Source organism: Gracilibacillus saliphilus, from assembly GCF_010994085.1.
GTDB classification, from domain to species: Bacteria; Bacillota; Bacilli; order Bacillales; family Amphibacillaceae; genus Gracilibacillus; species Gracilibacillus lacisalsi.
Map to the genome: position 1 here is coordinate 1 of NZ_WJEB01000009.1, position 23,852 is coordinate 23,852.

The 23,852-nt window shown below is 37.1% G+C and carries 30 protein-coding genes and 1 other annotated feature; of the genes, 10 read left to right on the forward strand and 20 right to left on the reverse strand.

Features of this window, described 5'->3' with window-relative positions:
- On the forward strand, window positions 1-278 hold a 278-nt coding region (locus tag GHT08_RS22170), incomplete at its 5' end, for a hypothetical protein (protein WP_238343542.1).
- Window positions 279-290: 12 nt separating this feature from the next.
- Here GHT08_RS22170 and GHT08_RS09885 read toward each other — a convergent pair.
- The 8 genes from GHT08_RS09885 to GHT08_RS09920 are packed head-to-tail and all read right to left on the reverse strand — an operon-like array spanning window position 291 to window position 5,349.
- Window positions 291-1,016 (reverse strand): class I SAM-dependent DNA methyltransferase, encoded by a 726-nt coding sequence (locus GHT08_RS09885; protein WP_163581250.1) that lies wholly within the window; start codon window positions 1,014-1,016, stop codon window positions 291-293.
- A 1-nt stretch (window position 1,017) separates the two neighbouring features.
- Window positions 1,018-1,362, reverse strand: coding sequence for a ribosome silencing factor (rsfS, locus tag GHT08_RS09890; protein ID WP_163581251.1), 345 nt, complete (start codon window positions 1,360-1,362; stop codon window positions 1,018-1,020).
- Complete coding sequence (gene yqeK / locus GHT08_RS09895) at window positions 1,352-1,924, reverse strand: bis(5'-nucleosyl)-tetraphosphatase (symmetrical) YqeK (protein WP_163581252.1); 573 nt, start codon at window positions 1,922-1,924, stop codon at window positions 1,352-1,354. Before yqeK ends, rsfS begins: the two co-directional genes overlap by 11 nt.
- A gap of 44 nt (window positions 1,925-1,968) precedes the next feature.
- Window positions 1,969-2,532, reverse strand: coding sequence for a nicotinate-nucleotide adenylyltransferase (locus GHT08_RS09900; protein WP_163581253.1), 564 nt, complete (start codon window positions 2,530-2,532; stop codon window positions 1,969-1,971).
- Between the two features lie 15 nt (window positions 2,533-2,547).
- The gene (yhbY, locus tag GHT08_RS09905; RefSeq protein WP_163581254.1) at window positions 2,548-2,841 is read right to left on the reverse strand and encodes a ribosome assembly RNA-binding protein YhbY; all 294 of its coding nucleotides are present in this window, start codon (window positions 2,839-2,841) and stop codon (window positions 2,548-2,550) included.
- A 1-nt stretch (window position 2,842) separates the two neighbouring features.
- The gene (gene aroE, locus GHT08_RS09910; RefSeq protein ID WP_163581255.1) at window positions 2,843-3,682 is read right to left on the reverse strand and encodes a shikimate dehydrogenase; all 840 of its coding nucleotides are present in this window, start codon (window positions 3,680-3,682) and stop codon (window positions 2,843-2,845) included.
- 48 nt (window positions 3,683-3,730) lie between these two features.
- Entirely contained in the window at window positions 3,731-4,831 is a 1,101-nt protein-coding gene (gene yqeH, locus GHT08_RS09915; protein WP_163581256.1) for a ribosome biogenesis GTPase YqeH, read from the reverse strand.
- Window positions 4,831-5,349, reverse strand: coding sequence for a YqeG family HAD IIIA-type phosphatase (locus GHT08_RS09920; protein ID WP_163581257.1), 519 nt, complete (start codon window positions 5,347-5,349; stop codon window positions 4,831-4,833). The genes yqeH and GHT08_RS09920 overlap by 1 nt, the downstream gene beginning before the upstream one ends.
- Before the next feature lie 375 nt (window positions 5,350-5,724).
- On the opposite strand from GHT08_RS09920, the gene sda reads away from it, so the two are divergent.
- The 8 genes from sda (at window position 5,725) to sigK (ending at window position 12,412) form a co-directional block, all read left to right on the forward strand.
- On the forward strand, window positions 5,725-5,865 hold the full coding sequence (gene sda, locus GHT08_RS09925; protein WP_018931519.1) for a sporulation histidine kinase inhibitor Sda: 141 nt from the start codon (window positions 5,725-5,727) through the stop codon (window positions 5,863-5,865).
- 391 nt (window positions 5,866-6,256) lie between these two features.
- Entirely contained in the window at window positions 6,257-8,593 is a 2,337-nt protein-coding gene (locus tag GHT08_RS09930) for a Na+/H+ antiporter subunit A (RefSeq protein WP_163581258.1), read from the forward strand.
- Window positions 8,594-8,932, forward strand: a complete 339-nt coding sequence (locus GHT08_RS09935) for a Na(+)/H(+) antiporter subunit C (protein WP_163581259.1) — start codon at window positions 8,594-8,596, stop codon at window positions 8,930-8,932. It begins immediately after the preceding gene.
- Window positions 8,928-10,409: a Na+/H+ antiporter subunit D gene (locus GHT08_RS09940; protein ID WP_163581271.1), complete on the forward strand. Its 1,482-nt coding sequence runs from the start codon at window positions 8,928-8,930 to the stop codon at window positions 10,407-10,409. The genes GHT08_RS09935 and GHT08_RS09940 overlap by 5 nt, the downstream gene beginning before the upstream one ends.
- A 6-nt stretch (window positions 10,410-10,415) precedes the next feature.
- Window positions 10,416-10,892, forward strand: coding sequence for a Na+/H+ antiporter subunit E (locus GHT08_RS09945; protein ID WP_163581260.1), 477 nt, complete (start codon window positions 10,416-10,418; stop codon window positions 10,890-10,892).
- Window positions 10,889-11,179: a Na(+)/H(+) antiporter subunit F1 gene (locus GHT08_RS09950; protein ID WP_163581261.1), complete on the forward strand. Its 291-nt coding sequence runs from the start codon at window positions 10,889-10,891 to the stop codon at window positions 11,177-11,179. Before GHT08_RS09945 ends, GHT08_RS09950 begins: the two co-directional genes overlap by 4 nt.
- Window positions 11,160-11,528, forward strand: coding sequence for a monovalent cation/H(+) antiporter subunit G (gene mnhG / locus GHT08_RS09955; protein WP_163581262.1), 369 nt, complete (start codon window positions 11,160-11,162; stop codon window positions 11,526-11,528). The genes GHT08_RS09950 and mnhG overlap by 20 nt, the downstream gene beginning before the upstream one ends.
- 185 nt (window positions 11,529-11,713) lie before the next feature.
- Window positions 11,714-12,412: an RNA polymerase sporulation sigma factor SigK gene (gene sigK, locus GHT08_RS09960; protein ID WP_018931512.1), complete on the forward strand. Its 699-nt coding sequence runs from the start codon at window positions 11,714-11,716 to the stop codon at window positions 12,410-12,412.
- Window positions 12,413-12,430: 18 nt separating this feature from the next.
- On the opposite strand, the gene mtnN is transcribed toward sigK, so the two are convergent.
- Complete coding sequence (mtnN, locus tag GHT08_RS09965) at window positions 12,431-13,129, reverse strand: 5'-methylthioadenosine/S-adenosylhomocysteine nucleosidase (RefSeq protein ID WP_163581263.1); 699 nt, start codon at window positions 13,127-13,129, stop codon at window positions 12,431-12,433.
- Between the two features lie 32 nt (window positions 13,130-13,161).
- On the reverse strand, window positions 13,162-13,863 hold the full coding sequence (locus tag GHT08_RS09970) for a YrrS family protein (protein ID WP_163581264.1): 702 nt from the start codon (window positions 13,861-13,863) through the stop codon (window positions 13,162-13,164).
- A 168-nt stretch (window positions 13,864-14,031) separates the two neighbouring features.
- On the opposite strand from GHT08_RS09970, the gene GHT08_RS09975 reads away from it, so the two are divergent.
- Window positions 14,032-14,259: a KTSC domain-containing protein gene (locus tag GHT08_RS09975; protein ID WP_163581265.1), complete on the forward strand. Its 228-nt coding sequence runs from the start codon at window positions 14,032-14,034 to the stop codon at window positions 14,257-14,259.
- Window positions 14,260-14,362: 103 nt separating this feature from the next.
- Here GHT08_RS09975 and greA read toward each other — a convergent pair whose 3' ends face one another.
- The 10 genes from greA to GHT08_RS10025 all read right to left on the reverse strand — a co-directional run bounded on the left by greA (window position 14,363) and on the right by GHT08_RS10025 (window position 23,523).
- A complete protein-coding gene (greA, locus tag GHT08_RS09980; RefSeq protein WP_018931508.1) occupies window positions 14,363-14,839 on the reverse strand; it encodes a transcription elongation factor GreA in 477 nt (158 codons plus the stop codon).
- Between the two features lie 220 nt (window positions 14,840-15,059).
- On the reverse strand, window positions 15,060-15,689 hold the full coding sequence (gene udk, locus GHT08_RS09985; protein ID WP_163581266.1) for a uridine kinase: 630 nt from the start codon (window positions 15,687-15,689) through the stop codon (window positions 15,060-15,062).
- Window positions 15,690-15,706: 17 nt separating this feature from the next.
- The gene (locus GHT08_RS09990) at window positions 15,707-16,345 is read right to left on the reverse strand and encodes an O-methyltransferase (RefSeq protein ID WP_163581267.1); all 639 of its coding nucleotides are present in this window, start codon (window positions 16,343-16,345) and stop codon (window positions 15,707-15,709) included.
- 59 nt (window positions 16,346-16,404) lie between these two features.
- Window positions 16,405-17,496, reverse strand: a complete 1,092-nt coding sequence (gene mltG / locus GHT08_RS09995) for an endolytic transglycosylase MltG (protein ID WP_163581272.1) — start codon at window positions 17,494-17,496, stop codon at window positions 16,405-16,407.
- A gap of 757 nt (window positions 17,497-18,253) precedes the next feature.
- On the reverse strand, window positions 18,254-18,538 hold the full coding sequence (locus tag GHT08_RS10000; protein WP_018931504.1) for a DUF1292 domain-containing protein: 285 nt from the start codon (window positions 18,536-18,538) through the stop codon (window positions 18,254-18,256).
- A 13-nt stretch (window positions 18,539-18,551) separates the two neighbouring features.
- A complete protein-coding gene (gene ruvX / locus GHT08_RS10005; protein WP_163581268.1) occupies window positions 18,552-18,971 on the reverse strand; it encodes a Holliday junction resolvase RuvX in 420 nt (139 codons plus the stop codon).
- The gene (locus tag GHT08_RS10010; protein WP_018931502.1) at window positions 18,968-19,234 is read right to left on the reverse strand and encodes an IreB family regulatory phosphoprotein; all 267 of its coding nucleotides are present in this window, start codon (window positions 19,232-19,234) and stop codon (window positions 18,968-18,970) included. The genes ruvX and GHT08_RS10010 overlap by 4 nt, the downstream gene beginning before the upstream one ends.
- Window positions 19,235-19,311: 77 nt before the next feature.
- A complete protein-coding gene (gene alaS, locus GHT08_RS10015) occupies window positions 19,312-21,945 on the reverse strand; it encodes an alanine--tRNA ligase (RefSeq protein WP_163581269.1) in 2,634 nt (877 codons plus the stop codon).
- Window positions 21,946-22,008: 63 nt separating this feature from the next.
- Window positions 22,009-22,216: a binding site (T-box leader), on the reverse strand.
- 39 nt (window positions 22,217-22,255) lie between these two features.
- A complete protein-coding gene (locus GHT08_RS10020) occupies window positions 22,256-23,329 on the reverse strand; it encodes an AI-2E family transporter (RefSeq protein ID WP_163581270.1) in 1,074 nt (357 codons plus the stop codon).
- Window positions 23,329-23,523 carry a hypothetical protein gene (locus GHT08_RS10025; protein WP_018931499.1) on the reverse strand — a complete coding sequence of 65 codons (195 nt, stop codon included), beginning with the start codon at window positions 23,521-23,523 and terminating at the stop codon, window positions 23,329-23,331. Before GHT08_RS10025 ends, GHT08_RS10020 begins: the two co-directional genes overlap by 1 nt.
- Window positions 23,524-23,852 lie beyond the last annotated feature (329 nt).

Sequence of the window (23,852 nt, forward strand, 5' to 3'; positions counted from 1 at the left end):
ATTTTTATTTTGTTCATTATAAAAATTGTCAACCTATTACTTATGACAAGAGTTGTTGCACCTTCTCAGAGTCGATTACGGAAACTCCTGCTGGAATAGCACGAACCGAAAATCCAATTTGCACCGTGTTTTTCTTTGCAAAGTTAGTTGAGGCCGTGGCCGCGGAAAGCGTAGTAATTAGTCAGAGCGTTGCCTATATACGTCAAACATTTAAAAATAACTACTTCGTTTACACGGTCATTGCGCTGATTTTATACTTTCCATATAAAAAGAGATAAACCACATGTGGCTTATCTCTTCTTACATACAAAAAAGAGGCGTTGATTCTCTTCGGGTTCTTCTACTTCTTCGATTGAAAAATCTCCATGAACCGTGACAGATTGAAAACCCGATTTTTCAAGTAGTTCTTTGTACGTTTCAACGGTAAACGTTCGTTGATAATGTTGTTCATCGAAGCGTTCGTATTGACCAGTCTCTTCATTCAACAGAAAAAAGGTAAGATCGTGTTCGACACTTCCAGTCTCTCTACCTTGTTCACAAAACCAAACATATGAAATATCATCATAAATCTCAGCAAATGTTTGTCCGACCATATTCTCATTAAAATGGTTTAAACTGTGGACATCAAATATAAATAATCCGTCGTTTACGAGACTTTCCCTAACATTTGTAAACACTTTTTCCAAGTCCGCTCTAGTAGTAATATAGTTAATCACATCACAGAGGCTCACGACGATGTCAAATTTAGTTAATCCTTGTAATAGACGAATATCTTGTTGAATATATTGGACGCCAGATGTATTGGCCTGGGCAAAAGCAAGCATATCCTCTGAATAGTCAACACCTGTAACGGAAAAACCGGAATACGCAAATTGATGACTTAATCTCCCGGTCCCACAGCCAAGATCTAGCATCTTACCTTGCTTACAAAAATGTTCGACAAATGATTGCCATTGATCATATGGGGCATCATCCATCAATACATCATAAATATATGCTAATTTGGAATATGCCATTTTAAAATTTCACTTCTAGCTGAGGAGCATCTCCCCAAAGTTTTTCTATGTTATAATATTGGCGTTCATCACGGTGAAATACGTGACAAACAAGGTCTCCCAAGTCGACTAGTATCCATCTTGCTTGCTCGAATCCTTCCATCCGCTTCACATCAATATTTTGTTCATCTGCAATATCTTTTACTTCACGTGCGATTGCTTGGACTTGACGCTCATTAGTTCCCTCACAGATTAGAAAATAATCAGCAATTAAGGAAACATTCTGCATGTCTAATAAGACAATATCCTCTGCGCGCTTGTCATCACAACCTTTTGCTACTAAATCGACTAATTGTTTACTTTCCATTCATGTTCCTCCCTATTTTTTCATTATATAATTGAAATGTATCTGGATAAATCGGTTGGTTTTTACTCATCAAAAAGCTAATCGTGTTTCGTGCTGCCATCCAACATGCTTGATCAATATCATCAAGGACGATGTTTCGAACCTCATCCACTCCTGGAAAATCCCGCCCCGGTTCAATATAGTCTGCAATAAATATCACTTGATCCATACGTGACATATATCGTTTACCTGTAGTATGCCAATAAATCGCACTTTGTATTTCAGGATCACAAATACCAACTTCCCGTTCAATCATCTTGGATCCAACAGGACCGTGCCACAATTCTTGGTGATAATCCAAAAGATCTTGAGGTAATCTTTCTTCGATAATCCATCGTTTCATTTCCTCTGGATGACGATATTTGGCATAATCATGAAAAATAGCTGCAAGCTCTACCTTTTTTAAGTCGACATCATAATGATTAGCCAGTTCCAATGCCGTCTCCATTACACGTACAGTGTGCTCGTACCGTTTTTTCGTTAGTTGTTTTTCTACTATTTTTAGTGCTTCTTTTCTTTGCAATTTTCTACACTCTCCCTTTTTGTTAGAAAAAGGATTAATACATTTTATGAATATAAATCATATTTATTAATAATTGCGATTACTTCTGGTGTCGTTAAATATCGGATCGATTGTCCTTCCCTGAGGCGCTTACGAATCATGGTTGAAGAAATGTCCATTAACGGCATTTCAACCTTTTCTACAGGATATGGCGAATTCGTTGTTGATCCTGGGCGATTCACACCTACAAAAGTAACTAACTCCACCAATTCTTCGATCCGGTGCCACTTTGGTAAATATTCGACCATATCGCCACCAATAATAAAATAAAATTGATAAGCAGGAAATTGTTCTTTCAATGTTTGAATTGTATTTAATGTATATGATTTACCTTCCCGTTCCACTTCCAACGTTTGAACACGGAAAGCAGGGTGGCCTTGAGTAGCAGCTTTCGTCATGTCGACGCGGTCTTTGGCTGTTGTTTTAGCCTCTTCTTTATGTGGCGGTTGATAGGACGGAATGAACCAGACCTCATCAAGCGCTAATTGCTGATAGACCTGCTCTGCCATTAGCAAATGCCCATAATGAGGTGGATCAAACGTACCTCCAAACAACCCTATTCGTTTCAAGCTTCCCACCTTCTTTTACGGTAACGTTATCTTCTTATTTTCTTCTGATTCTTTATATAACACAATCGTATTTCCAATGATCTGTACAATATAAGCTGCAGTACCTTCTGCAATCGCTTCTGCTACATCGTCTTTATCTTCCATACAATTTTGCAGAACGGAGACTTTAATTAATTCACGTTTTTCCAAAGCTTCGCTAATTTGTTTAATCATGTTGTCATTAACACCATCTTTTCCCACCTGAAAGATTGGGTTCAAATGGTGTGCTTCCGCGCGTAAAAAGCGCTTTTGTTTTCCGGTTAATTTCACATTATTCACCTCTTAATTTATTTTCCAGTTTATCAATTAAATATGCGACATCAAGATTTTTTCCTGTCCATTTTTCAAATGCTAATTGCCCTTGATATAACAGCATCGCGTGCCCATGGTGAATATTGGCACCGCGCTTACTTGCATCATGTAACAATTGTGTTGTGATCGGTTGGTAGACGATATCACTTACCACCGCATCTTTATTTATATGATCAAGTTGAATGACTTGATCTTCTACATTCGGTTTCATTCCGACAGAGGTTGTCTGAACAATTAAATTATAATTCGCAAGCTGTTCCTCTGCTTCTTGATAGCTTAGTACGTTAGAGTTCACATCACCAAGGCGTAATGGCAGTAGGTCTTTCGCTTTATCTTGAGAACGATTGGCAATATCAATCGTGTCAACACCCTGTCCCATTAATGCCCGATAAATACCACGTGCCGCTCCACCAGCACCTAATAATAACACAGTTGTCTCATGATTTAAAAGGTTAGGATACTGCTCCTTTAGTGAGCGAACATATCCTTCTCCATCTGTACTGTAGCCTTTCCACTTTCCATCGATATTAACGACCGTATTTACGGCACGGAGAATTTCAGCATCTTTATCAATTTCATCCAAATAATTTACTATGACTTGTTTATATGGAACGGTCACATTAAAGCCATCGATTCCGATTTCTTTTAGGTGCTTTAATACCGCCGGCAGTGCTTCATGATCTCCTTCATATAATTTATATTCCCCATCTAATTCAGCTAAATCCAAAAATTGTTGATGAATCCATGGTGATAGTGAATGAGCAATTGGATGGCCGATCAATCCAAGTTTATATAACATGACTTCTCCCCTTCCCTCTTTATCGCAGACACCTAATATGTTTTACTACTAAATTAAAGCAGGACGTAATGAGATCTGTACCCCTTTCGGTACATGAACCGAAACGGTTATACCTCCATCAGGTACAGTAATCCAACCAAGACCTGGTATGACGATATCTGTTTTCTCTTTTGGGATTTTTACGCTTTGTTTCTCTAAAGGCGGCAGCTGTTCAAGTGTCTTTGGACTAGGTGGTTCTAATAAATCCCCGACATGCTTATCATAAAAATCATCTGCATGTTCTAGTTTCGTGCGGTGAACCATCAGTTGATTCGAGAAATAACAAACAAAGGATTGTTTAAGTCCTTTTTCAAAATCAAAGCGAGCAAAACCACCGAAAAAGAGCGTCTGCTTGTCTTGTAGCTGATATATTTTTGGCTTAATTTCCTTCTTAGGTGTAATCACTTTTAAATCTTTATCTGTAACATAGTGGACAAGTTGTTTGCGATTGACTACACCAGGTGTATCGTACATGTTAGATTTTCTATCCAATGGTATTTGAATAAACCCTAACGTAGTCCCCGGAAAATAGGAAGTAGTGATCGCATCTTTTATCCCACTAGATCGTTTAATTAATTGGTTAATAAAAGTAGACTTACCAACATTCGTACAACCGACCACATAGACATCTTTTTCGTTTCTTCTCGCTTCGATTTCTTCTTCTAACTTATCAAAGCCTTGACCTTTTGCCGCTGACACTAGAAAGATATCCTGTACTTTCAAACCATAATCGCTGGCAGTTTTCTTCATCCATTGAATCAATTTGTTTTTATTTGTCGATTTTGGTAATAAGTCTACCTTGTTTCCAATAAGTATGATTGGATTATTTCCGGTCAAACGCTGTAATCCTGTAATAAAACTGCCATTAAAATCGAAAATATCAACAATCTTAACAACTAAACTATTGGTATCACTAATTTGATTAATCATTCTTAAATAATCATCATCGGTATATTCCACATCTTGCACTTCATTATAATGCTTCAAACGGAAACAACGCTGACAAATAATCTGTTCATTTTCTAACGCACTTTTTGGCACATAGCCTGATTTCGATTTATCTTCCGTTTGAATTTCGGCTCCACAGCCTTCACAAAAAATCTCCTCCATCATTTTTCCTCCCACGTGATCATGCCTTTTCTACGCATCCAGTTTAATATTCGACGTTCAATCATTCGGTTAAATCTAGTTATCTTTCCGTCTGTCTCGACAATCGGTACTACTAATATCGTGTGATACCCTGCAAAATTTCCTCCTAGAACATCGGTCAAAAGCTGATCTCCGATTACGACAATTTCTTCTTTAGGTAATCCCATTTGTTTAGCCGTCCGATTAAATGCACGCACGAGCGGTTTTCTCGCACTATATACATATGGGGCTTCTAACGGCTCTGAGAATACACTGACTCGCTCTTCATCATTATTGGAAATAATCGTTACTTTAATATCGTTATCTTTCATCTCTTTAAACCACTCAATTACTTCAGGTGTTGCATCTTTCACATTCCATCCAACTAATGTATTATCTAAGTCAGTGATCACACCTTTAATTCCCATATCACGAAGTTTCGCTGGGGTTATATCTAAAACACGTTGCACATGTTCGTTAGGTAAAAATTTTTTCAGCAATTAGGTCCACCTCTACTATTTTTTTCAGAATATACATATCTTTTCCTATCATAAACAATTTTCTCATTATGTTCAAAGATATCTCCTACAAAGTCGAAAGTATATCATATATTATGACAAAATGTCTTATATTTATAGGAAAATTGGGCTGTATTCGTAAAATCGTTCGACATTTTCTTACAATAGTTTTTCTTGTGGATAACTTTGTTCACATCATCCACACTTGTCCTACCAAGTTCTAAGATAGTTTCCCACTTTTTATGCACAAGTTATAAACAGGTCTATGTAGATAAGTTAACAGTTGTTCGTTTTCCTATTTCATGCTACATTAACTATAACATGTAGCAGACATCCTATCTATTGGAGGGACAAGCCTTGGAAAACTTATCGGATGAATTGCTAATTGAATCCTATAAAAAAGCTACAGAACTAAGACTCAGTTATGAATTTATACAGTTAATGGAAGAAGAGATGAGACGACGTTCCTTAATGGACTATCTCAAATTCCCGAATTAAATAAGAATGGATTCTCACTTAGGCGGTATTTCCGACTAAGTGTTTTTTTATTTCTCAAGCTCCTTAGTAGAAAAAAATTTTTTTGGCATAATATAAATAGGTAATTTCTCGTCAAAATTACTTTATCAACACCGATGATAAGAACTCCTCTCTTGTATTCTTTGATATTTTTAGATTAGAATATAATAGGATACCATCAAAATTAACTTACACATTGATAAAGTGCTACTTCCATCTACGGATTTTTGCACTCCACTGATGGTTAGCGACACTTTTCAGGAAGGTTAGTGTCCGTTATTCTTCACTTATTTTCATTGACATACTTACTTGAGTTGTCGGATTACGGACAGTTAGCGCCGAGATAAATTTACATAAGGGGGATCATCATTAGATGTTATTTGCAGTATTTTTGCCAGTTTTGCTGGCGATTTTTATCCCATTCTTTAGCAAATGGAAGGAAAAAATTCATACTGGCTACTTTGTCCTTTTAGCTCCATTAGCAGTATTTATTTATTTCGTTCCACACGTAGGGAATGACTTTTCACCAGTTAGTCAATCGTACAACTGGATCCCGTCTCTCAATATTGGATTAGATTTTTATTTGGATGGGTTAAGTTTATTGTTTGTCTTATTGATTAGTGGGATTGGAACATTAGTCACATTTTATTCCATTTTTTATTTGCACAAATCAGAAAGATTGGATCAATTTTACGTTTATCTCCTGCTTTTTATGACTGCCATGTTTGGGGTTGTCCTATCAGATAACGTATTTGTTCTCTATTCATTTTGGGAACTTACCTCGATTTCATCATTCCTGTTAATTGGTTATTGGAATTATAGAGAAGGATCTCGATATGGTGCCTTGAAATCCATGCTTATTACTGTTTTTGGTGGTTTAAGTATGCTTGGTGGTTTTATCCTATTATCTATTATAACCGAAACAACAAGTATTCAAGCAATGATGGAACAAGCAGATGTAATTCTATCTAGTGAATATTTTGGCTTGATTTTAGCGCTAATTTTATTAGGGGCTTTTACAAAGTCTGCTCAATTTCCTTTTCACATTTGGTTACCAGATGCAATGGAAGCACCTACTCCAGTAAGTGCGTATTTACACTCTGCCACAATGGTTAAGGCGGGGATATTCCTTGTAGCTCGATTTACACCAATCTTTTCAGGTAGTGATTGGTTTTTCGTATTTGTCAGTGGAATCGGAATCCTGACGCTTGTCTGGGGTTCATATATGGCTGTTCGACAAACAGATCTAAAGGGAATACTTGCTTTTTCTACGATCAGTCAGTTGGGTATGATTATGTCGATGCTAGGGTTCGGCACAAGTGTAGCGATATTTGCTGCTGTATTCCATATTCTAAACCACGCTACATTTAAAGGTAGCTTATTTATGATTGCAGGTATTGTCGATCATGAAACAGGAACACGTGACATACGACGTTTAGGCGGTTTAGCTACTTTGATGCCTATTTCTGCCACCTTAGCGTTTTTTGGGACATTCTCAATGGCAGGTGTGCCATTACCATTCCTAAATGGGTTTTATAGTAAGGAAATGTTTTTCGATGCATCATTAGAGATACATGAATCATCAATCGCTTTTGCCAATGTGTTAGCTCAAGCGATTCCGTATTTAGCTGTATTCGGCAGTATTTTTACATTTGTTTATTCCATGTATCTTGTTTTTGGAACATTTATGGGTGAGAAGAAGTTAGATCAGCTTAAGATGAAGCCACATGAAGCACCGATTGGTATGCTTATTTCACCAATTATTTTAGTATTAGGAGTTGTTATCATTGGAATCTTCCCTAATCTGGTGAATAGCTCTTTCCTTGCTCATACCACAGAAGCGATTTATGGTCAGCCAATGGAAGCAAAGCATGTTGAATTCTGGCATGGTTGGATAACTCCACTTTACATGTCATTAATTGTAGTAGGTGTTGGTGCCGTACTTGCTTTCACAAGAAAATCTTGGAATAGCATTTACAACTTCTTCCCTGGCAAATTAAGCTTCAACAAAGTCTATGACTTTTTAGTAGATCAGTCAGAGAAAGCATCTGCTAAAATTACCAATCTGTATATGACAGGTTCACTGCGTCTTTATATGGCACTGATTTTAGTTGCTATTTTAGTGTGTAGTTTCGGTGTGCTATGGATTACAGATGGATTTGCTTTCGATACAACTGGACTTGCTGAAATTACAGTACATGAAATATTAATTGCTTTAACAATGGCTGTAGCTGCTATTTGTACGATCTTTACAAGGAACAAAATTGCAGCGATTCTAATATTAGGTGTTGTCGGATACGGTTTAGCCTTATTATTTGTGGTATACCGAGCGCCAGACCTTGCGTTAACACAATTAGTAGTAGAAACCATTACCGTTGCTTTATTCCTGTTATGTTTCTATCACTTACCTAATCTACGTGAGCGTACGGAACAGGTATCTCAAAAGTTAATTAACATCGTCATTTCAGTTGCTTTTGGCTCCTTGATGACAGTAGTAGCAATATCTGCTCACAGTACGAAGCTTTTTGATAAGATTTCAGACTATTTTCTTGAAACGGCGTATAAGCTTGGGGGCGGTAATAATGTCGTCAACGTTATTTTAGTAGATATGCGTGGTATTGATACCTTATTTGAAATTGTCGTATTAGGAATTGCTGCTTTTGCTATTTACGGATTAATTAAATTACGCAACAAGAAGGAGGCAGAATAAATGGAAATAATCATGTCGATTCTTGCAGGCGTATTGTTCACAACAGGTGTTTATAACTTGTTACAGAAACAAATGCTTCGAATTATTATCGGAACCGCACTGATTTCACATGGTGCACACCTATTTATATTAACGATGGGGGAATTAAAAACAGGTGCTCCCCCTATCCTCGATTACGATATCGAACATTATGCAGATCCATTACCACAGGCACTGATTCTGACTTCCATTGTTATCAGTTTCGGTGTAACAAGTCTTTTATTAGTACTTGCGTATAGAGCGTCTAAAGAGAATGGAACAGACAATATGGAAAAATTGAGGGGTAACGAAAATGATTAGTAACTTAGCAGCTTTACCAATTGTCATACCGTTGATTGCTGGTGTACTTGCCGCACTGTTTCATAAAAAGTTGAAAATAGTGCGTGTATATGCTCAAGTACTGACATTGATCAATACAGGTGTGGTTGCGTATATTTTATTTTATGTTCATCAAAACGGATCTGTTATATTAGAATCTGGGGACTGGATGGCACCATTTGGAATTGTTTTAGTTGCAGATATGTTATCCATGACTCTAGTATTAACTACTAATATTGTCGCAATAGCATGTATCTTCTATGCACCTAAATCACTTAGTCAAAAACAGGAAGAATTTTATTTCTACACGTTTTACTTCCTTTTGATTTCCGGTGTATCTGGTGCGTTTATTACAGGTGACTTGTTTAACCTATTCGTGTTCTTTGAAGTGTTATTAATGGCTTCTTATGGATTGATTGTTTTAGGTGGGGAAAAAGTACAGTTACGGGAATCGATGAAATATGTGTTGATTAATCTATTTTCATCGATGTTGTTTGTTACAACGATCGCATTCTTATATTCCGTTGTCGGAACAGTAAATATGGCGCAAATAGCAGAGCGTGTTGGAGAAGTTGAACAGACTGGTATTCTGACTACGATCGGTATCTTATTATTCTTTGTATTTGGTACAAAGGCCGCTCTCTTCCCGCTTTATTATTGGTTACCAAGACCCTATATTGCACCGAATCCGGTAATTTCTGCCCTTTTTGGTGCCCTATTGACTAAAGTCGGGATTTATTCGCTTTTACGTGTATTTTCCTTAATATTTGTACATGAGCGTGATGTAACACACGAATTCTTTATTTGGATTGCAGCCCTCACCTTGATTTTCGGTTCGATAGGTGCATTATCAACCAACAATATTAAGCTTGTTGTTGCCTATAACATCATTCCTGCTGTCGGTTTTATGCTCGTCGGTATCGGAGTGTATAACAGTACCGGATTTAGTGGGACTGTATATTATTTAGTACATGATATGATCATCAAAGCAGCGTTATTTTTATTAGTTGGGGCCGTAGCATACCTTGCTGGCACCAGTGACCTAAGAAAAATTCGGGGATTAATCCATCATTATCCACTGCTTGGCTGGATGTTCTTTATTTCCGCCTTTGTACTAGCAGGAATCCCACCATTTAGCGGATTTGTCGGAAAACTTGTTTTATTACAAGGTGCAATGGAAGCTGACAGAATTGTCATTGCAATCATAGGTCTTGGATCAAGCCTACTGATCTTGCTATCTGTAATTCGGATATTTGTTCGTGGTTTTTGGGGAGAGAAAGACGAATCGATTACCCCTAATAGAAACGCAGCAAGAGGATTTATCATGCCTATAGCATTTCTGCTCTTTTTCTCGATATTACTCGGAGTTGGTGCAGAATGGTTCTACCCAAGTATCGAATCAATCGGGGACTACTTGATGAATCCAGAAAACTATATTGAATCTATTTTAAAGGAGTAAATCATTATGCCTCTTCAAATAATCTTAAATTTAGTTATCGCGATCATGTGGATGTTTTTGGGTGAGACATATACATTTGTATCATTCCTGACTGGGTATATAATTGGGGCATTACTGTTATTTATGTTAAGAAGGTTTATTCCAGATGCGTTTTACTTGGAGCGCGTCTGGAAAATGATTAAACTGGTGTTCCTATTTATAAAAGAGCTATTGATATCTAATATTGACATAGTAAAGTGGGTATACAAGCCACAAAAGGATTATAAGCCTGGTATTTTTGCTTTACCTACTGATTTAAAAAGCAACTGGGAAATTACGATGTTAACCTCATTAATCTCGCTCACTCCAGGAACACTTTCAGTAGCTGTTTCAAAGAATAATGATACCATTTATATTCATGCAATGGATATAGATGATAACGAAACAGCAATTGAAGCTATTAAAACAACATTTGAAAAAGCGATTATGGAGGTGACAAGATGAATGATATCATCTATATGATTACAATCGTTTGTATGATTGTCATCACCATATCGATTTCCTTACTTTTATATCGTGTGGTCAAGGGGCCTACTAATCCAGACAGAGCTGTCGCATTGGATGCAATTGGAATTAACTTGATGGGGATGGCAGGTCTGGTTGCAATTATGCTTGTCACTACACGTTTAAACGATGTTATCTTATTAATTGGCGTTTTATTATTCATCGGAACGATTGCGTTAGCAAAATATTTAGAAAAGGGTGTTATCATTGACAGGGACAACGATTGAATTCATCATGCAAATCATTATCATCTTATTTCTTGTGATCGGAACATTTTTCGTGTTATCGGCCTCTATTGGTGTCATTCGCTTCCCGGATGTATACACCCGTCTGCACGCCTCCACTAAGGCGGCAACGTTGGGGATTTCCGGTATAATGATCGGTGCGTTTATCTTTCTATATGTCGAGCACGGGATGGTAAGTGGGAAATTAATATTAGGAATTATTTTCATTTTGCTTACAGCTCCTGTTTCTGCTCATATGATCGGGCGTGCAGCACATGCAACTGGTGTAAAACCTTGGTCGCATGATGGCAATACAAGAGACGCTTATGCAGATTCTTTTAAAGATGAATAATATATTTTTAGCCTTGTAATCCGTTGAGGATCACAAGGCTTTTTATGTGGATTTTGTGATGACAAAAAAGCACTCCGTTATAAAAAACAACGAAAATATAACTTGACCATATGACACAATGGACAAACGTTCGGCATAAGATGAAATATGGGCGAATACCTACTGTCTGTCTAGGAGGTGTCATATTGTCAATATTGTTCGGGATTTTGGCGATTATTAAAGAAGCTTTATTTTTCGTTGCCTATGTAAAAAACAATACCTTTCCACAACCACTGCCTGCAGATGAAGAAGCGGAAATGATTAAAAAAATGCAGGAAGGCGATGAAAATGCTCGCAACAAACTAATTGAACACAACTTAAGATTAGTAGCACATATTGTTAAGAAGTTTGAAAATACCGGAGAAGATGCTGAAGATTTAATTTCGATTGGCACCATTGGCCTTATAAAAGGCATAGAGAGCTATTCCAGTGGCAAAGGGACTAAATTAGCCACATATGCCGCAAGATGTATCGAAAACGAAATTCTCATGCATTTAAGAGCAATGAAAAAGACAAAAAAAGATGTATCATTACAAGATCCGATTGGTCAGGACAAAGAAGGAAATGAAATCAGTCTGATTGATATTTTAGAAGCGGAGAACGAAGATATTACCGAAGCGATTCAATTGCATATGGAATTAAAAAAGATTCAAAAATACTTACGAGTGTTAGATAAACGGGAAAAAGAAGTGATAATTGACCGTTTTGGATTAGGAAAGACAGATGAATTAACACAAAGAGAAATTGCCAAAAAGTTAAATATCTCGCGCAGTTATGTATCTCGTATTGAAAAGAGAGCTTTGATGAAAGTGTTTCATGAGTATTACCGCAATGAACTGAAATAGCTGTCGAAGTTTCGACAGCTATTTCTTATTCGTATTTTTCACAACATCGATAATTATCTTCGCTGCATTTGTCGCTGCCTTTTCGAGGAAGGAATCAAATGATACCGAAGAATTTTTTCCCGCTATATCTGATAGTGCTCGAATAATAACAAATGGTCTGGAGTACTGGTAGCAAACCTGTGCAATCGCTGCTGCTTCCATTTCTGCTGCAATCATTTCTGGGAATTTTTCACGAACGAATTGAACTTTCTTTTCGTCTTGCATAAATGCATCTCCCGTACTGATCAAACCTTTCATTGCTTCTATTCCATCTAATTGTTTAGCGGCGAGCATAGCTTTTTCGATTAATATTGGATTTGCTTGAAATAATGCAGGTAAGCCCGGTACTTGGCCATACTTATAATCAAATGCAGTTACATCTACATCATGATGTACTACCTCCGTAGATATAACAATATCCCCTACTTCTAGATCATGATGAAATCCGCCTGCTGATCCAGTGTTAATCACATAGTCAGGCTGATATCTTTCAAATAAAATAGTCGTAGCAATCGCAGCATTCACTTTGCCGATACCTGATTTTAATAATACTACGTCTTTTCCTTCTAATTTACCGACAAAGAAATCACTATTGGCAATTCTCTCTGTACCTGTTATCTCCATTTTCTCCTTAAGTAGTTCTACTTCTTCATCCATTGCGCCAATGATACCAATCATGTTTCGTCCTCCTACTCTGTACTTGTTGTTTCTTAATCTGTTTCATCTTCATTATCATTCGAGTTGTCGTTGTGCTTACTTTCAATTAGTTCTTCCACTAAGAGTGGTTGCCATCCTTGTTCTTCCACCCATTGCATTGTCACACGGTACGTTTCAGACTGATTTGATCTAGGTGAAACAGTTGCTTCTACTCTCTGATCTCCAGCTCGACCAAACCACCAGGTAACCTGTTCATCTGTCGGAATACTTGTAGCTACTTCCACAGCTTTCATCATTTCCTGCCAGTCAACCGTTTCTTTCTCAAATGTTGTCGTATGAGGCTCTTCTTGTTCCGTACCAATTGGCTCCCAATTTCCTTCATATGCATAACTAACATTTTCATCATCTGATTCTACTTCATTAAGCTGAACACTTTCGTTATTTTGTTCCTCTTCCTCTTCTTCTGTTTCACTCTCTTCTACTTCCAATTCTCCCTCTTCCACTCCCAATTCATCCTGGTCTTCTGCTAATGTATGTTCATCTGGATCCTCACCTTGGATCTCTTCTGTATCATTATTATCTTCATCATCATTCGCTACTGGCGCGTCTTGATCACCTCCACCAAAAACAATAAGTGAAATGATCACAATAACTAAGACTCCACCGACAATACTTAACCATGTAATAGCTTTTGTGTTTGTTCTTTTTTTCTCAAACCTATCTTTTCTTGTAATTCTTCCAAATTCATCCGCCATTTTTCCACCCTCCCAATCGTAATTATACTAAAAATTATTTTCTTTCACCATGACAAGCTCTATTTTTAGGAAAATCGATCGATTTTTTTCTTTTTTTGTCATACTTGCAGGAGTTTGTCCATAGATATGGAATATAATAAATGAAAGAAAAAGTAAGGAGCGTGTGCTATGTTGAGAACGACTACGTTTGATCGCAATTTATGGCAACTAACTACCTTTGAATCAATTAGCTATGATAAAGAGAACCAGGTCTTATTTATTCATTTTCTCGATGACACCACGCTGCAATTCTGTTCTGTTACGGAAGAGCTTGTCTTTCAATTTATACTCGCTAAGAACAAAGAAAATTTCATTGAAAAAGAACTTAAACCGTTATTAATTTCTTCTAACATTTAATGCGTGTTAACCTAGGAGCGAGAAACTAGCTTCATATCACTATATTATTCATTAATGAAAAATGGATGTCTATTTTTAACAGACATCCATTTTTATTACTAACTTACTGTACACTAATTATTTTTACGTTCATATCACCAGCTGGGGTAGGTACCACCACTTCTTCTCCAATGGAGTGACCTAATAAACTTTTGGCGATAGGAGAATCATTGGAAATTTTTCCTTCAAAAGGATCTGCTTCTGCACTACCAACGATAGTGTAGCTTTCTTCTTCACCATCAGGCAATTCTTGAAATGTAATGGTTCTACCTAATGATACGACATCAGGGTTTGCATCTTCATCCTTAATAATAACTGCATTTCGAATCATATTTTCTACTTGTACAATTCGAGATTCAACGAAAGCTTGTTCATCCTTAGCTGCATCATACTCTGAGTTCTCGGATAAATCACCGAAATCTCTGGCAATTTTGATGCGCTCTACAACTTCTTGTCTTCGTTCTGTTTTTAAATATTCCAATTCTTCTTCTAATTTTTTCAAACCATCTTCTGTCATGTAAAACTCTTTTTCTTCTGGCATGATCCTACACTCCTTCAATCTACTGCTTTGAATCAGTTTATGCAAATACCCTTTACATTTTATGATATCTGCTTAAAAAAGAACACTCTTTTACAGCATTTATCATTATGTAAATGCTTTATTTACTAACCACTACTATCTCAAATTTTTTCATTTTTTTCAATAGTTTTATTTATAGTATTTTAAGAAAAATCGCAAAGCGCCCAGCCGTGCATAGATTTTATTCAAGCTCTAATATCTTTTCAATTTTTGTTGCTAATAAATCTATAGCAACCACGTTTTGTCCACCTTCAGGAATAATGACATCTGCATATCGTTTAGTAGGTTCAATAAATTGTAAATGTGCAGGACGTACGGTTTGGATATATTGATTAATCACAGAGTCAATCGATCTTCCTCGTTCATTAATATCCCGTAATAACCGACGAATAATACGTAAATCTGCATCTGTATCAACAAAAACTTTTATATCCATTAATTCCATCAACTTTGGATCATCGAGAATTAATATCCCTTCAATAATAATAACATCTTTTGGTTCAATTGGAATCACATCGTCAGATCTAGTATGGATCGTGTAATCATATACCGGCTTTTCTACTGGCTGATGATCTAATAACTTCTTAATATGTTCAATTAAGAGATTATTATCAAAAGCTAATGGATGATCATAGTTTGTTTGCAGTCTTTCTTCCATCGGAATATCCGACTGATCCTTATAATAATAATCTTGCTCAATCACAAGGACAGATTGGTCTGTAAAACGATTTTGAATGGCTTTTGTTACAGAGGTTTTCCCTGATCCCGATCCACCTGCAACTCCGATTATAACTGGTTTTTTCTTACTCATGTTGTGCACCTCTACTTTTACTTTTTCACACTGATTGCCACACCGTCTCCAACCGGCAAAATAGTAGTATGATAAGCCGGATGCTGCAATAACCATTGATTATACTGATCGATTTTATTTGCAAGCTTTTGTAACCTTTTCGGCGCTTCTTCAGGAGTTACGACCCATCCTTTAAAAAGGACGTTATCAGTCACAATCATGCCTTGATCAGCAAGTGTTTGTCCATATGTTTCGAAAAAGTGGCGATATTGCCCTTTTGCTGCATCGATAAAAATCATTTGAAATGGTCCTTTTGCTGCAACTTTTTCATCTACCTCTAAAGCATCCCCAAAAATAACATCAATATGTTCCTCTTGATTCTGAACCTGTATATTTTTTATCGCCCGATCATACATTTCCTGGTTTCTTTCGATCGAGACTATTTGGGCATCAGATTTTGCTTCTAACATTCTTAAAGCAGAGTACCCGATTGCAGTGCCAATTTCAAGTATTTTGGTTGGCTGATGGAGACGAATCAATTGTTGGATTAAAGCAATACCTTGTTTATCCATTATTGGTACATGATTTTGCAGCGCTTCTTCCTCTAATTGGTAAACCCAATCAGCTTGGTTTGGCGTTATTGTATCCAGATATTTGATTACATCTGTATGGTTCATTCTTTGTCATTCCCTTCTAAAACAAGGTAAAAAGCAGGGGCAGTTTCCCCCTGCTTTTGCTATTCCTCGTTATGAATATACTCATCTTCCAAGTTTTGATGTTCTTCATACGTAGTAGAATAATGTACGTTTCCATCTGAATCTGCTAAGAAGTATAAGTAGTTATTTTCTTCAGGATCAAGCACTGCAGATAAAGAGCTTTCCCCGAAGTTAGCAATTGGACCAACTGGTAATCCTTGTACTTGATAGGTATTATATGGTGAATCTATTTCATAATGATCATACGTTAATCTTGAAATATGCTCTCCATGGGCATAGATAACAGTTGGGTCTGTTTGTAATTTCATACCTTCGTTCAATCGATTATTAAACACACCCGCAATTTCTCTTCGATCTTCTTCTGATGGTGCTTCTTCCTCTACTAAAGATGAGAAAGTAATCACTTCATGGATGGAGAGATCTGATGCATCTATCTGGTCATAGTATGCAACAACAACGTCATTGGTTTTATTGAGCATTTGGGTAATGATATCATCGATAGTTGGTTCATCCGTATAGAATTCATATGTTGCCGGGAATAAATATCCTTCTAACGGATAAACAATATCTTCTGCTAAGATCTCTTCGGTTAATACATTTGGATATTGTTCGATCAAACCTTCGATATACGACTGATCCGTCATTTTTTCTAAAAATTCTTCACTGTCGATACCTGCATGTTCCTGATAGATGGATGCAATTTCTTCAATATTTCTACCTTCCGGTACTGTAACACGTAATTGTGCTTCTTGTTGAAGCGATCCTGTTCCCAGCACTTCTGTCACTTCTGCTAACGTCATAGAAGGTGACAAACTGTAATCCCCTGCTTGAAAATCAGCTGCATTATTAAATTTAACGTAAAAACGATAGATCAAACTATTGGCGATAATGCCTTCATCTTCCAATATATTAGCAATATCTGAGCTTGATGATCCTAATGGTATCGTAACATTGACCGTTTCATCACTGTCCGGATCAACTGGTGATAAACCTTTTTTTACGTACTTATAACCGCTAAAGCCACCAATTATGATAATCGCTGTTAACACGATAAATACAATTAAGATAATTTTTCGTGCAACACTAGCTTCTTTCGCCCGTTCTTGAGAAATTTCTTTTTATGTAAGTTTCTTTTTAGACTTGTTGTTTTTCTCTTCTTTTTCTTTACTTTTATCATTACTCATATAGGTCTCCCCTTTCACCCGATATATTATACTACAAATTTTGCAAAAGGGAAACATAAGGGAAAAAGGGAGTAATAAATAAAATATCACTACATTGGATCTGACCTTAAGGTTCACTTTGTCAAATGGTTTTGACTCGATAAAAGTTAGCTGAAGGGGCAAAACCCACAGAAAGGAAAGTGGACAGCGGGAGTGGAGGTTATCTGGTTGATGCACGAATTTTATACTTCTGTCCAAACGAGAAAAGGCTTAGTGCACCCGTTAAACTTTAGAATCAACTGAGAAACGCTCCGTTTCACGAGGAAAACAGTTAAATTAAACTGTATGATTTCCGTGTAAAGGTTATTTAACAGGGAAATCTGTCCATGCAAATGAACAGTTTTCCGCGTAAGAAGTTAGTTTATCATAGTTAGATGTATGCTAAATATATTAACTTACCTCTTTTAAAAAGTTCGCCTTTTTATCATTATTGCAATTGTTTATTGCGAAATAGCATTCCTTTGTAACCAGTTGAATTCAATGCGCAGAGCGCCCGCTTAAAACGTAGTGACTTCAGAATTAACGGAGATAAAGAAATCACGTGAGCGCGTCTAGACAAATTGCCTACATGTTATCCACTTCCCCAAGATTTATAAATTCCCAACAATAAAAAACTGACTGGCAACCCCAGTCAGTTTTGTTCTTTTTATTCTGTTAGATCGTTTTCTGCTACTGTGTTTAATACTTCTTCGACCATGTCCCATTCATCGTCAGATTCAATGTGATACAGAGCGAGATCATCGTCGTTTTCTTTCTCTTCGTAACGGAATGCGAATACTTCTACTTCTTCGTCTTCTTTCTGTTCAGCTGGTACTACTGCTACGTAAGATTCTTGTGTCTGATCGACATCAAATGTAAACAGAACTTCAAATAAATGTTCTTCGCCGTTTTCATCAGGAATGATGATACGTTCTTTTTCTTCTAGTGCCATTTGTAATCCTCCTTCATGTTTGACTATCCAAGTAACCTTGCAAAATCATGACGGCTGCCATCTTATCAATTACTTTCTTGCGTTTCGAACGACTCATATCCGCTTCTAATAAAACCTTCTCTGCAGCCATTGTTGTGAGTCGTTCATCCCAAAGAATAACCTCTTTCGAAAAGGTATCTTCTATAAACTTCGCAAAATCTTGCGATGCTTCACCTCTAAAGCCGATTGAACCATCCATATTTTTTGGTAAGCCAATGACGACTTTTTCTATAGTATGTTCATCGATCAATTGTTTAAACGTATCTTCTACCGATTTATAATCTGGTTCCTGCCAATGAATCGTTGTTAAACCTTGGGCAGTCCACCCTAATGCATCACTGATCGCCACACCGATCGTTTTTGATCCTACATCTAGTCCTAATACTTTTGTCATTTCTTGTTATTGGCGCTAATGTAATACTTGACTAATTCTTCAATGATTTCATCGCGCTCAATTCTCCTTATTAAATTTCGTGCATCCTTATGTCGTGGAATATAAGCCGGGTCACCTGATAATAAATATCCAACAATTTGATTGATTGGATGATATCCTTTTTCCTCGAGCGCATTATGCACTAACAACAACACTTCTTCCACATTCTGCTCAATGGGCTCTTCAGAAAAATCAAATTTCATTGTCTTGTCCATTCCATCCATGGAAGCACCCCCAAATAATATTACAACGATTTGTATCTATCTATTATACCTTTTATTAATAAAAATTACCAAAATTATTATACCTCTTGCGCATATTTTTCTACATAAGCAAGAGCTTCTGATAATTTAGTCGCATCTTTACCACCAGCTTGTGCCATATCTGGACGGCCGCCACCGCCTCCGCCACAAATCTTGGCAGTCTCTTTAATTAAATTTCCAGCATGATACCCTTTCGCTACTAAATCCTTAGTAACTCCTGATGCTAACTGTACCTTGTCATTATTGACTGCAGCAAGCAAAATAATACCTGATTCTAATTTTTGTTTCATTTCATCTACCATTTGACGCAATTGATTCATATCAGAAACATCCACTTTTTTCGCTAACACGTTTACTCCATTTACTTCATGAACATCATCTAGGATCGATGAAGCCTCTAATTGGGAAAGCTTGGCTCGTAATGATTCAATTTGACGATTTTGTTCTTTCATGTCATTAAATAGATGTTCTATACGTTCAGGTACTTGATCTTCTTTTGTCTTCAGTTGATTTGCAGCAGTTTGTAACAATTGATGTTTACCATTCACATATTGATAAGCACTTTTAGCTGTTACTGCTTCGATTCTTCGGGTACCTGCGCCAATTCCTGCTTCCGAAACAATCTTAAATAAACCAATTTCGGCAGAGTTCTGAACATGACAACCACCGCATAACTCAAGACTATAATCACCGATTTGGACTACACGTACAATATCGCCGTATTTTTCGCCAAATAAGGCCATAGCACCCATTTCCTTAGCTTCTTGAATTCCTTTATTACTAATCGATACCGGAATAGAAGCCCAAATTTTCTCGTTGACTCTCTGTTCAATCTCGGTAATTTCTTGCTCTGTTACCGCACCAAAATGAGAGAAGTCAAAACGCAGACGCTCACTCGCTACTAATGAACCGGCTTGATTAACGTGTTCGCCTAATACATCTTTTAATGCTTGATGCAAGAGGTGTGTTGCTGTGTGATTTTTAATAATGTACTGACGGGAGGTTTTGTCAACCTGTGCTTTTACAGCCTGTCCTTTTGTTAGCGTACCTTCCTGAATCAATATACGATGAAGGTTTTGTCCGTTAGGAGCTTTCTGTACATCTTGTACTTCTGCATGTCCACCGTCAAAGGAGATCGTACCTTTATCCGCCATCTGACCACCACTTTCAGCATAAAAAGGTGTTTCAGCTAAGATAACATATGCTTCACTTCCTGCTGTTACAGATTCTACTCGATCTTTACCAGCGACCATTTCCAATACCGTTGTTTCTGCTTGTAAGTATTCATAACCTACAAAAGAGCTTTCTGCGTTGATTTCATTTAATACGCCATCCTGAATTTGCATGGAATCGACTTTTTGGCGAGCATTACGTGCTCTGTCACGTTGCTTGGCCATTTCTTGTTCAAATCCTGCCACGTCAAGCGTAAATCCTGCTTCACCTGCATACTCTTCTGTTAACTCTTTTGGAAATCCATACGTGTCATAAAGGCGGAAGACTTCCTCACCAGGGAATACTTTATTTCCTTTCGCCTTCTCTTGTTCAATGATCGTGTTTAAGATTTGTAAGCCTTCCTGTAATGTTTCATGGAAACGTTCTTCCTCTGTTTTCATCACATTTTGAATAAAGTCTGTTTTATTCTTCACTTCTGGATAGAAAGCTTCCATAATTGCTCCTACCGTCGGAACAAGCTGATACATAAACGGCTTCTCTATTCCAATTTGTTTAGCATAGCGCACAGCACGACGCAGGAGACGACGCAATACATAGCCACGACCTTCATTTGAAGGTAATGCGCCATCACTCACCGCAAATGTTACAGTACGAATATGGTCAGCAATCACTTTAAATGCCACATCTGTTTCTTCTTTTGCTTGATAAGTAGTATTAGCGAACTTTTCTGTTTCTTTTATAATCGGTAAAAATAAGTCTGTTTCGAAATTTGTTTTCGTATCTTGAATCACACTAACTAGACGCTCAAGTCCCATCCCGGTATCAATATTTTTCTTCGGTAATGGTGTATATGTGTCATCCGGATTATGATTAAACTGTGAAAACACTAGGTTCCAGATCTCTAAATAACGTTCATTTTCACCACCTGGATACAGTTCCGGATCATTTGGATCATTACCATATCCTTCGCCACGGTCATAGAAAATTTCGGTATTTGGCCCACTAGGACCTTCCCCAATATCCCAGAAGTTTTCTTCTAGTCGAATAATGCGTTCTTCGGGTAAGCCGATTTTATCACGCCATAGCACATATGCTTCTTCATCTTCCGGGTGTACGGTAACCGATAGTTTCTCCGGATCAAAGCCAATCCATTTGTCACCGGTTAAAAATTCCCAGGCAAAATCGATTGCTTCTTCCTTGAAATAGTCACCAATCGAGAAGTTACCTAACATTTCAAAGAAAGTATGGTGTCTTGCTGTATAACCTACGTTGGTAATGTCATTCGTACGAATTGATTTTTGTGCATTGGCAATACGAGGATTTTCTGGTACTACTCGACCATCAAAATATTTTTTTAAAGTTGCCACACCACTGTTGATCCACAATAATGTCGGATCATCTTTTGGTACTAATGATGCACTAGGTTCAATACCATGACCTTTTTCTTTAAAAAAGTCTAAAAACATTTGTCGCACTTGAGCAGATGTTAAATGCTTCATGATTAATCGCCTCCGTTTATTTGCTTAATTTTCAATAAAAAAACTCCCATCTCTGCCTTAATCAGCAGGGACGAGAGTTATATCCGCGGTACCACCCTAATTACAGTCAACGTGACTGTCACCTTAACATCTGTAACGGTGATGGAACCGGCAGTATTTCGCTGCACTTCAAACTAGCTTCCTGAATCAGAGCATTTAGAATTTCTTTCAGCCACGGAAATTCCTCTCTTTGAAACGATAATCCAGTACTCAGGTTTTTCATCGTTTTTGATTTATTTAACTTCGCTAGCATATTATAGATAACTTTAGGCTATCTGTCAATTGCTTTCACTTGTCTAACCATTAAAGGCACTGCTACTCTAGCAACAGCTAGGAATGGAACTGCAAAAATCATCCCAACCACTCCTGCGGTCTTTGCTGCAATAAATAATGCCAAAATTAAATACACAGGGTGTATGTGAATACTTTTCCCTACAATAAATGGTGAAAGTAGATTACCTTCTGTTATTTGGACTGCTAGCACGACCAACAATACATATAACACCATTTTCGTTGACATGGTAAAGGCAATTAACACAGCAGGGATAGCTCCTATGATCGGTCCAAAATAAGGAATGAAATTGGTAAAACCGATAATTGTTGCCAACACAACTGCATAATTCATCCCAACCCATCTTAACAGAAAGTAACTCACTAAGCCTACGAGAAAACAGACTAATATTTGGCCGCGAATATACTGACCAAGACTTTCTTCCATTTCATGAGCCAATTTTTTCGCGAAAGCTTGATATTTTTGCGGGATCATTCTTAGTATGCTTCTCTGTAATTTCTGATAATCTTTTAGAAAGTAAAAAGCTAAAATGGGGATCACTGCTACCATGACAAAAATATCAAACAACAAAGGGATATTTTTCAATAGGTTGGTAAACTGTTCCCCTAATGTTGTTTCAATATTTTCAAAGAGTTGGTCTAAATGATCATGAAATCCCTCTGAGAGAAATGATGTTTGATCATAAATATCATAGATAAATGTGCGATAAGCATCTACATATTGTGGAATATTCTGTTGCATTTCCTGTAGTTGCTTCATCCACATTGGAAAGGATATATAAATACCATACCCAGTAAGTGCGAAAAAAAGGATATATATGAAAATAATAGCCAATGGCCTTGGAATACGAAAATGATGAAGTTTTTCGACAACTGGATGTAATAGATATGCGATTAATCCTGCGATTAAAAATGGTGCCAACACCTGTAAAATGACAATAAGCACGTGCTTATAGAAAGGAAACAGGATGTACATTAAATAGAGAAACAGAACTGCTAAGCAAAGAATAATCAGTTGCAGAACGAGACGGATTTTGGCTTGATTGGACTTCATTACCTTTCTACACGTCTTTCCTCATCAGAAAATAAATCATCTAATGAGCTTAACGATCCATCCATTTCTACTTCATGCAAATGCAGCATATCATTTTGGACAGATAATTCAATGAAGCAATCCCAGCAATAATATTGCTCAGGACCGATAATTCCGATATTCTTGCTGCGACAATTCGGACAAATCACTAACATTCCCTCACTTTTCCATTTTTATTTTTCATCCTTTCCTTTTTGGAGGGAATTATACATATACTACGGTATTGTTTTTCGAAGTATAGTTTCTGTATATGAAGAGAGGCTTTGATCAATGGAGTTTTTCAGGCGGTGAATCTGTGATGAACACACAATAAATCAAGATTGAAACGGGTCTGATATGACACTTGTATGAGGTTAATATTTCGTCGAAATCCATTCTTGTTCCATTTCATACTACATACCGCTACATCTATTTATCTGACTATTTTGTGCGACAAGGTTATCTATATCAGGCGGACTAGTGAACTACTCCCACCACTTACCAC